The sequence below is a fragment of the Bartonella sp. TT29SHDZB genome (assembly GCF_042193395.1).
GTDB lineage: Bacteria > Pseudomonadota > Alphaproteobacteria > Rhizobiales > Rhizobiaceae > Bartonella.
Genome location: NZ_JBHILQ010000026.1, coordinates 1 through 9384 on the forward strand (window position 1 = coordinate 1; position 9384 = coordinate 9384).

Sequence of the window (9384 nt, forward strand, 5' to 3'; positions counted from 1 at the left end):
GTCAGCCATGGCGAATAAAGCGCTGAAATATGGTAAGAACGCAGACGAGGCTTACTTGACTCCTGTGTTGCGATCCAGCAAGCACCGTTTTCTTCTGCCATTAAGGTGGACTTACGATGTTCGGCATGTTCATGACCACAATGTGCACAAACAAAAACAGCTTTTTCGGGAGCCCCTTTCGGCCATTTGATTTGTGACCAAACAATCGGCTGGAGTGTACCACATGCATCACAAGGCACGTTGTAATATCGCTGGTCTCCTAGTACAAAATCCTTGGCAATACGGCTTGTGTCACGGTGGGTGGGTGTGGACAATTTAAAAATCTTTCTCTGCACAAAGGTTGAGGTCCGCTTTTCGGCAATCATCACCGGATCACCTTCGTTATCCACACTGAGAGGATAGGCATCCACCTCATCTAAAATCAGATAACGAATAGGCATGGAACGCAAACCAGCAGCACTGTTTGCCCCTGTAAGCATCAGTGCACCACCATCAAACTCTTTCGAAAACATGGTATTCCCGCTGTCACGTGCTCGTGCTGGGGCTATGCGTTCACTTAAAACTGGACTTGCCATAATCATAGGATCAAGCCGCGTCTTTGAAAGCTTTTTGGCTGTCTCAACGGTCGGCATGACATAAAGAGCAGGTCCTGGACTATAATGAATAGCATAACCGCAGAAATTTAATCCTGCCTCTGACATGCCAACTTGCGCCCCTTTCATGACAATAGTTGTTTCAATTGGCACGTAGGAGGAAAGATTATCCATGATTTCACGCAAATAGGGGGTCCGCTTTGTTCTCCACAATCCAGGTTCAGCACTTGCTACCGTGCTAAGGTATCTATTCTTGTCCGCCCATTGCGAAACCGTATACGGTGGGTCCGGTTGTCTTGCATTATTGGCATGGGCGAAAAATTCTTCGACTGCATTGTCATCCATTATTCGTTTCTTGCAAGTTCTCTAACTCTGGAGAATGAGGATCATGAAAAGGCACTGGAATATTAACCGCCTCAAGCAAAGCGGTTCTCATAGTGTAATCAATAGCACCAATAAGGCTGGCCGCATCACATCCAACTTGTGCAGCAATGCTTGCACCAAAACGATGAGGAAAATTCAACATAGCATCACGGTGCGCTCTTCCAAACTCACGAGCTGCCTTTTTCATTTCTTCTCGATCAACAGTGGTTTCGCGCAATCGTTCAAGTGCAATCTTTTCGCTTTCAAGGGCAACTTGCATCCGCTCCAGTTTTATCTTGTATTCATTGGCTCCATCTGTGGAGGCTTGTTTGATCTTTGTTCGCGGTTGACCATCAGGCGCTAAAAATGGGGGTGGGCGCTTTGTTGGATTCTCATTCCAGATGGCTGTTGCAAGGGCTTCATTGACAGAACCATCTTCAAAAAGAGCCGCATCAAATTTACCTGTCTTTATCCGAGAAACCACCGCATTATGTGAAACACCCATCTTCTTCGCAAACGCACGAACCGATAGACCCTTACGCGTTTTCTTATTCATAGTTGCTCCTTGCCTTGATTTTTTCTCATCTTGAGGAATGGGGTTTTCGGCGTACCAAGAAAGAAAGCTTTACGTCATGAACTGAAAAACGGGCTTCAATGCGATAAGGAGACATTTTACATATCATACTGTACACACTGAAATCATTATTTATCAATGAGTTAAGTGTACAATGTACAGTCAATTTGAAAATTCTGTCGCTAGCGATAGTTCGCGCTAGCCTGCCCCGCAACAGACCCAACCCGCTGGGAAGTACCTTTTGCATTGATTTTATTGTATTTTTTCTGGAAAAAACCAAAGCGCAAGTGATAATCTGCTTTAAAAATTACAATTAAAGTGAGTAGTGTGGTGACATAGCTTAAGAACATTATTTAGCTTTCTTATTGGCGGCATATTCTTGACGAGCAAGTTGGTACTGTATATTGGCAATTAATCGTTCATTGGCTTTTTTTACAATAGCATTTACAATTTCTGGCTTGGACATCACCCCAGCAATTGAGGGTCCCTCTTGTTTTGCAATAGGGAATTGATCTCCATCCGCTCTTTGAAACACATTCCCATTCAGCTTTTTTAATTCAACACGCTTTGGAAAACTCCCACCTTTGATAAAAGCATGGGGTAAGATTTCTTTTTTTCCAAACATTGTGTAAGTCACACCGCGTTTTGTTTCTTTTGCTTGAAAAAATTTAAGAGGTATCGGTGTTCCAGAACCAATGATATCGGTCTCGAGAAGCTTTGCTGTAGCCTTTCCTTTAATATAAACGCCTTTTTTGACACGCTTTGATTGGGCAGATGTAACATCGGCAATTTGTTTTTCTGCAAAGCGTTCGACTTGTTTTGCAGAGGTATTTACAGCATTACGCAAAGCCCAATTAAGGCGTGGTGCTTGAAGACTGGTGAAGGTATCCTTCACCTGTTGAAGATACCATTTTTGGTGGATGATTAATTTCAACTTCTAAGCCTTTTTTGGGGTAGATGTTGATGGCTTGGAAGCTTTAGGTGTTTTGGGTTGTTCGAGTGGAATTTCTTCGGCTGCTGATTCAGTTGATGTTTGTACGGCTTCTTGTTCTATCTGCTTAATTTGTTCAACTCCCTTGTCAGGCTTTATCTTTGTTTTAACATCAACAAAAAGTTTAGCAGCATTTGCACGCTTGAGACGTGCGTAGACTTGATTAGAAATCTCCACAAATGGGTTATTGGGAGTTGAAGTTTCAAAACGAACAGTGCTTTTATTATCGCCAACAACACACATTGGCTTAGTGATGACAGCTTTCATCTTCGCTCCTTTTGAGGCAATGAATTAATGACATCATTAGTCACTTAATGATTTTTGATATGTGCAAAATAGGTTATCCTATTTTATCAATAAAAACAGTGCGTTAAGCCATCTTAAAGGCTTGATATTTTACCAAATTTTAGGGAATATTTTTGAATTTTAGATACAATACGACTAGTGCCGTACTGCCATTAAATAAAATTTTTTACACATTGTCAATAGAAAAAATCTATATTTTGTATTTTTTTTATTTTTTTACCTAAACATAGTGTTTTTAGAAACAAAATGGTATGTGTATTGACACAGCCCAAAAAGAAGAAAATCTAAATATTAAGCTCGTGACGCGCTGCTGTTGCCAAAAAAGCAGATCTCGTTAAGCCTCTTGCTTGTGCACAATCATCAATTGCACGTAAGAGACCTCTTTCAATAGATATGTTCGTACGTACCACTTCTGCATCATTTTCAATAAAGGGGACTTGTATTAAAAAAGCTCCTTCTGACAAAGCTGTTTTGACAGATTCCCGTTGGATGACTTCCTCAAATTTTGAAGGAATAGGCACTGTATCTATATCTTCGCAATAAAGTTGAAGTGCTTCTGTTGCGTTTGCGATTAAATTTTCTTCCTCATCAGCAGCAGAAAAAAGTCCCTCAAAATCAGGAAACTGAACACCAAAAGCAGAATCTTCATCTTTATGAACAAGAGCAAAAAATCTTTTCATTTTTCTTCTCCTTTTTTTAACCAACCTGCTTGTTGTGCGATAGAACGTGCTGTACCAATCGGAAGATTTTTTTTAGGATGTGGAACAATAACAACCTTACCATCTTTTTTTAATTTATGATGAGAACCTTTTACTTTGACAAGTTCAAAGCCATCACGCTTTAATTTTGCAATGATTTTTCGGCTATCTTGTTCCATTCCCTAAACTCATGATGTGTAAATATATACACATTTTAATGATTTTTCATCTGATGTCAATTCTTTTTTAACGGCTAAAGTGCTTATGAAGCGCATTAAGAACAATACGCAAAGAACTAACAAGATGTGTTAGCGATTGATCTTCTATAACAAGATATTGTAATGCAGCATAAAGATTATACTGTCTATAGAGGTGTTGTGCTTCTTTGATAGCCTCTTTCGTCACTTCATAACAATGAGTTGCTCTTTCAATCCACCGTTTTTGTGCCTCCTCATTTGATGAAGGAGTAAAGTTATCATAAATTGCATTAGGCAATCCTTTTGCACATAGGTAATTATTTCTCACTTCAAGATATTTTTGTGCAGCATCATACTGATCTTGATTAATTACACCTTGCAGATAAAGCCGTCCGATATAAGTAGCGGAAAGCGGATTTTTAGCATCTTCTATGGTTAAGCCAAATCGCTTGGCACGCATTTCAATTGCCAATTTATCAATCGGTTCACGCGGTATTTTTACTCGCGAGATACGACCATTGGGTTCTCTGAGACATCCATTAATACGAGGACGTCCACATTTTGCATGTTTTTTTCTTTTAGCCATATTTTTTCAATCAGAATGGCATGCTATCGTTAAGAGATGTGCCATGATCAGTAGCACCTGAAGCGATAGCATAATTTTGAGAAGTAATGGGTGAAGGGAATGCCGATTGCTCTTTTTTGGCATCAAGCAAATACAACTCGCCTTTGAATTGTGGTAAGACAATCTCTGTTGTGTAACGGTCATGACCATTTTTATCTTGCCATTTACGTGTTTGTAATTTGCCTTCTACGTAAACCTTTGAACCTTTGTTTAGATATTGAAGTGCAATTTTTGCCAAATGTGGATTAAAAATCACCACGGAATGCCATTCTGTTTTCTCTACTTTTTGATTGGTTTTTTTATCTGTATAGCTCTCAGAAGTCGCTATACTAAAATTGACTATTTCTGCTCCAGAATTCATTGTTTTGCTTTCGGGATTAGCACCAAGGCGCCCGATTAACGTCACTTTATTTAGCATATTTTAGTTACCTTAAATTTGTATTTAAATATGTAAAAAAATCTTAGCATAATTTTATTATTTTTTCAATTATTTCAATGATATATTATTAATTATTAACATATAACATTATGTTTTGTGGTGTACGTATAAGATAAGGAGATCAAGGGATTTTATTTTTCAAGCAGCGTTTTTTTCCATTCTCACCATAAATTCCTTAAACTCTGTTAGCTCTTGTTGTGAAAGGTGCTTAAAAGTTCTACAAAACGTGTTAGCCATTTTATGGTTAAGTGGATCAGAAGAATTCATTATAAAATTCTTTCGGCAAATATCAGCCTCTTTTCTTAAAAGAGAAGCCATGTTTTGATCTAAAGCGTACAGCTTTATGATCTTTTCTTCCATTCCTACTGGAACAGATTTCTTGCCAATCTCAACAGAAGATAAAAATGCTACAGATATACCTAGTTTATCAGCCATATCTAAGAGCCGTTCAAAGCGATCAAGGCGAATTTTGCGTAAAGTTTTGCCAAATAGTGTAAGCATGTGATTAAAACTCCTATTCATGCAATCAAGCTGCTTTGAGAAATGATATTGTGTTTTTTTCAAAAATTTCTTTGACTTTTCCATAAAGTATAGCCTTGCCGCCTGGATATCTTAATGGTGAGCAGATATGAGTCATCGTTACGTGCCTTTTTAGGTGTTTTTTGATGTTTTGTTGATTTCATCAATCGATGTTAAGAAGATACAATAGCGATTAACCAAAAAAGTCTTATAAATCGGAGATTTTATTATGGCTTTTTAGTACAAGACTGTAGTATGTAGATGGATATGTTTATTAAATTGCGTGTACGAAACATAAGAAACAATACACAGCATAAAAAATAGTACCAAAGTACAATGTCTAAATACCCAAATACGGTATCCAATGAAAAAGAAAACTGGTGTTCCACGTGCTTAGAAGTGACAGGCAAAGAAACCGTTTCTTTATAACTATTTGGAAAAATTAAAACGACAAGCGCTAAAATTATTATATTTAAAAGTCTGTGCATATACTGTTGTAAATCACGTGTTAGTTTCACCCAACCCGTTGTATCATCATCTTTATATTTTGGATTATTTTGCAATTCAAAAGGAATATGAGAATTGCATAAAATTACAAAAATATTTGTTATTATTATCAAACCAAAAGATGCAAATATCAAAATACTTTGGATAAAGTAGGGATTTTTTTTAATTCCTAAAAAACATAAAAATATAAAAGTTATAATGCCAAACAAGGCTCTTATTTGCTTATCTGTAAACATGTTCATTTCCTGCGGCTTTTGATAATTTTTTGATCTCTCTGTTAATCTCGTCTATAAGAGGTTCGTAATTGAGAACGCTTTTCGGAATATTCCCACCGTAAACCCATGCTTTTACTTGCGCTTTGGTACTAAAATCCGCATTTTCTGGTGTGGTATAATACTGGCCGCCATCAAACTTTTCACACTCTCTTGTGCCGTCTTCATATTCGTAGAGGTTGTAAAAATACTCCTCTGCTCCGTCTCCCCAAGGAACATAACCAACAGCTGTTGCAACAAACTCTTTTTGCATGGGTTGTTTACGCTTTTTTAAGAACAGGTCTTTTAATATTCTCATGTTTTTAGTCCATAATTTTACCAATTGGTCTATTTGCCTTAAATTTGACCGTACAGAGCGTTTTATATTTCGGATATGGTTTTCATCGTAAAATCTTTAAATCGCTTTGTACGGTGCCTTTTTGTCGATTTAAACGCATGTCTAATCGTAAAATGATCAGCACTTTTCACTAGTTTGCTGTTTTAAGCCGCTTTAGAATTGCTACTGTCATGACACTCTTCACTAGGCTTGCCTATTCTCATGAATGAAATGCGCTTGCCTCCTAAGGCTAGGTTACGCGTATTTTCAACTGCTGTAAAAACTCTCTCAGCAACACCATAAAGCCTGCTTTCTAAATCACGACAATACTGCGCTAGATCAGCACAAGAGTGGACAAAGGTTGTGGACATGCCTTTTGCTTCACCACGTATAAGATTTTTAACAGCTTGCAATAAAGACCAGAGTGAAATGCCGTTAAGAGCTGCGATATAAGCCTTTGCACGCGCTTCTACATTCGAAACTTTTTGCATTGTCAAACCACCTTCAAGCACATCAAGAGCCTCTGCTATGTCTTCAACAGACGCTTTCAAGGTAAGTAAGTTTTGAACAGTCTGATAAGCTTCTAAAGCTTGTTTCTCTAGGGTTGCTGTCAATTGAATGCCATTTCTCAAGGTCCATGGGAACTCCAGAGTTACACATTGCTCTATCTGTTGCACGGTATCTTGTAGAGGCGTCACTAAGCTGTGTTGCACCGATAAGATTACGGATTGTCTCTCCGGTACCACCACGAGTTCTTTGATCTTTTGAAAAGTTTCCATTGTTTCCACCATTGTTGTTCGTATTTTTTATTTTTTCTAAACCCTCGATAGCCCTGCGTACCCAGTTACGCCATGTTGCTTGCCAATCGATTTTGGTTGCATTTGCTCCGGCTTTTGAACGCCAATAATCTCGAAACTTTGCAAGTTCGACTTTGACGCGCTCTGGAGGCAAGCCCTCTGCAATGGCAAAATCGTAATCGGGTTCAAAATCCGCAGGCAATCGACAACCGCGATTAGCTTGCGCTTGTTTTGCTTTTTTGGGAACGTTCTCTTGCTCGTGAATGGGAGGTTGGTTTTCTACACCCGTTGTGATTTGCTCCGATGTGGTCTCAACAGCAGCAACCTCTGTTGGCTCGTCAACCAAATCGTTTGTTTCTAAACTTTCAGAACCAATTTCTTTTTTTGCTAAAACGATAGTTTTAGCTTTTTTATATATATTCTTATTCTGGTTCTTTATAGCTTGATTTTGCTTAGCGTTTGCTTCAGCAAAATTATTAACATGTTGTTTTGTATTGTTTTTTGCTTGTGCACCTTTTTTACCAGCCTCACTACGAACTTGCGATATGTGCTCTTTTTTATCAGCAAAATCGTTCAGCTCTTCTTCAACGCGCGTATTCCACAATCCATTATCTGTCTCAACAAGTTTATCATTCCTCATTAAGTATTCGACAATAGCTGCAAATTTTTTCTGCGAACAATTGCAAGCACGTGCAAGCGTTTCAAAATCTTCTTTAATTGGTGCTTTTTTATCGTACATGCGAACGAGAAGCGTCATATAAGCGCCCCTTTGCTCTAACGTCATTCCATCTGTACCACTTATCCAGTCATACAAATGGAATCTTATCCATGGCATACCATTAGACATGCGCATCCCCTTTTTTTATTAAATATAAATGAGTGATCATAATCCCCCCCTTAAAGCTGTTGCGTATTTATGCGTGCGCATGGTGACGCGTAATCTATTTATTTGATCTCTTTATTTTTGCCTGTTTAAGAGTGTGAATGATGCTGTTGATGTTCATTCTTTTCTGTAGAAGCAGCAATAAAAGCAGATTGTGAAGATAATTTAGAATCACATGATTGCGTCCTATAAAAAAACGAGAAAAAGTCTTCTGCCTTAATCGGTGCTCCAATTCTTTTGGCTTCATTCAAAAGAATTGGGATATGTTTTGTTGGAATTCTCCCACCAGTTCCACCTTTTGATATAGGACGGAGCCAGACATATACGCGTGTTCTATGCACCCCAAGCAACTGAGATACCCTACGAACCCCACCTAATAGATTTATTATTTCCGAAAATTGTTTCATAGCACATTATGTAGCGATTATAAAAACAATGTCAAGAAGGAAAATTAATAATGAAACCACATGTTGCTAAATTAGAAAATGACGATTGTATACAACGTACCTACAATAAAGATATGACAATAAGTATCTCACAATGGTTGCAAAATGCCTTATCTGAAGCTGGATTAAGCCAATCAGAGCTTTCAAGACAGCTAACCGCTTCTTTAGGTCGCTCGATAGATCGTGCTGCCGTCAATAAAATGCTAAAAGGAACAAGAGATATTTCTGCTCGAGAATTATTAGAAATATCAAAGCTTACAGGTGCTTCTATTCCTACTAATCACTTAGTTCCTTTGATTGGATCTGTAGGAGCCGGAGGAGAAATAATCGCAATAGATTCTGGTTGTCTAGAAGAAGTAGAAGCCCCGCCATCTGCTCCTAAAGGAACTGTTGCTGTTCGCGTGGTAGGTGATTCTATGTTTCCAGCCATTGAAGAAGGAAGCCTTCTTTTTTATTCCTATCATTTGCCACCAGAGGATCTTATTAACAACCGCGCCATCATAAAAACTAAATGTGGAAAAGTTTACATCAAAGTATTACGTCTAGGGAAAGAAAAAGGGAAATGGGTTTTATCCAGTATAAATGGAAAATATGCTGATATCGTAGATGTAGAATTAGAATGGTGTGCACCTATCGACTGGATTAAGCCAGCCAGAATATGAGTTAATACTTTTATACTTCTCTTCAAGCAAGCCTTTAGTTTATTACTTTTAAAAAAATTTTTAAAATCGCTACATTTTTTTGTTGACTTTGTTTTCAAAATCGCTACATTGGTATCCATAAACCACGCACAAACAATCGCCAAGAGGCGTTAGGGAGGAAAAATTATGGAAAATCCAATTCTTATAAATTCCAATG

15 protein-coding genes are annotated in these 9384 nt (G+C 38.0%); 1 reads left to right on the forward strand and 14 read right to left on the reverse strand.

Translation table 11 applies throughout. The features are described 5' to 3' along the window. From ACFIJJ_RS08415 to ACFIJJ_RS08480, 14 genes are all read right to left on the reverse strand, one after another. Positions 1 to 938: phage terminase large subunit family protein (locus ACFIJJ_RS08415; protein WP_375646617.1), on the reverse strand; the 938-nt coding region annotated here is incomplete at its 3' end. Then, positions 931 to 1512 (reverse strand): hypothetical protein, encoded by a 582-nt coding sequence (locus tag ACFIJJ_RS08420; protein WP_375646618.1) that lies wholly within the window; start codon positions 1510 to 1512, stop codon positions 931 to 933. The genes ACFIJJ_RS08415 and ACFIJJ_RS08420, both read right to left, overlap by 8 nt. 367 nt (positions 1513 to 1879) lie before the next feature. After that, entirely contained in the window at positions 1880 to 2464 is a 585-nt protein-coding gene (locus ACFIJJ_RS08425; protein ID WP_375646620.1) for a hypothetical protein, read from the reverse strand. Positions 2465 to 2467: 3 nt separating this feature from the next. Next, positions 2468 to 2788, reverse strand: a complete 321-nt coding sequence (locus tag ACFIJJ_RS08430; protein WP_375646621.1) for a hypothetical protein — start codon at positions 2786 to 2788, stop codon at positions 2468 to 2470. Positions 2789 to 3111: 323 nt separating this feature from the next. Continuing rightward, positions 3112 to 3507, reverse strand: coding sequence for a type II toxin-antitoxin system HicB family antitoxin (locus tag ACFIJJ_RS08435; protein WP_375646622.1), 396 nt, complete (start codon positions 3505 to 3507; stop codon positions 3112 to 3114). Then, complete coding sequence (locus ACFIJJ_RS08440; protein WP_007553727.1) at positions 3504 to 3704, reverse strand: type II toxin-antitoxin system HicA family toxin; 201 nt, start codon at positions 3702 to 3704, stop codon at positions 3504 to 3506. The genes ACFIJJ_RS08435 and ACFIJJ_RS08440 overlap by 4 nt, the downstream gene beginning before the upstream one ends. Before the next feature lie 67 nt (positions 3705 to 3771). Beyond that, complete coding sequence (locus ACFIJJ_RS08445) at positions 3772 to 4308, reverse strand: hypothetical protein (RefSeq protein ID WP_375646624.1); 537 nt, start codon at positions 4306 to 4308, stop codon at positions 3772 to 3774. 10 nt (positions 4309 to 4318) lie between these two features. Then, entirely contained in the window at positions 4319 to 4765 is a 447-nt protein-coding gene (gene ssb / locus ACFIJJ_RS08450; RefSeq protein ID WP_375646625.1) for a single-stranded DNA-binding protein, read from the reverse strand. 159 nt (positions 4766 to 4924) lie between these two features. Next, complete coding sequence (locus ACFIJJ_RS08455; protein ID WP_375646626.1) at positions 4925 to 5287, reverse strand: helix-turn-helix domain-containing protein; 363 nt, start codon at positions 5285 to 5287, stop codon at positions 4925 to 4927. Between the two features lie 245 nt (positions 5288 to 5532). Further along, positions 5533 to 6048, reverse strand: coding sequence for a hypothetical protein (locus tag ACFIJJ_RS08460; protein WP_375646628.1), 516 nt, complete (start codon positions 6046 to 6048; stop codon positions 5533 to 5535). Then, on the reverse strand, positions 6035 to 6382 hold the full coding sequence (locus ACFIJJ_RS08465) for a hypothetical protein (protein ID WP_375646629.1): 348 nt from the start codon (positions 6380 to 6382) through the stop codon (positions 6035 to 6037). The genes ACFIJJ_RS08460 and ACFIJJ_RS08465 overlap by 14 nt, the downstream gene beginning before the upstream one ends. 182 nt (positions 6383 to 6564) lie before the next feature. Next, positions 6565 to 6951 carry a hypothetical protein gene (locus ACFIJJ_RS08470; protein ID WP_375646630.1) on the reverse strand — a complete coding sequence of 129 codons (387 nt, stop codon included), beginning with the start codon at positions 6949 to 6951 and terminating at the stop codon, positions 6565 to 6567. After that, a complete protein-coding gene (locus ACFIJJ_RS08475) occupies positions 6935 to 8044 on the reverse strand; it encodes a YdaU family protein (RefSeq protein ID WP_375646631.1) in 1110 nt (369 codons plus the stop codon). The genes ACFIJJ_RS08470 and ACFIJJ_RS08475 overlap by 17 nt, the downstream gene beginning before the upstream one ends. A gap of 125 nt (positions 8045 to 8169) precedes the next feature. Continuing rightward, on the reverse strand, positions 8170 to 8487 hold the full coding sequence (locus tag ACFIJJ_RS08480; protein WP_375613675.1) for a hypothetical protein: 318 nt from the start codon (positions 8485 to 8487) through the stop codon (positions 8170 to 8172). Between the two features lie 50 nt (positions 8488 to 8537). Between ACFIJJ_RS08480 and ACFIJJ_RS08485 the strand changes: the two genes are divergently transcribed. After that, positions 8538 to 9188 (forward strand): S24 family peptidase, encoded by a 651-nt coding sequence (locus ACFIJJ_RS08485; protein WP_004854224.1) that lies wholly within the window; start codon positions 8538 to 8540, stop codon positions 9186 to 9188. The last annotated feature ends 196 nt before the right edge of the window (positions 9189 to 9384 follow it).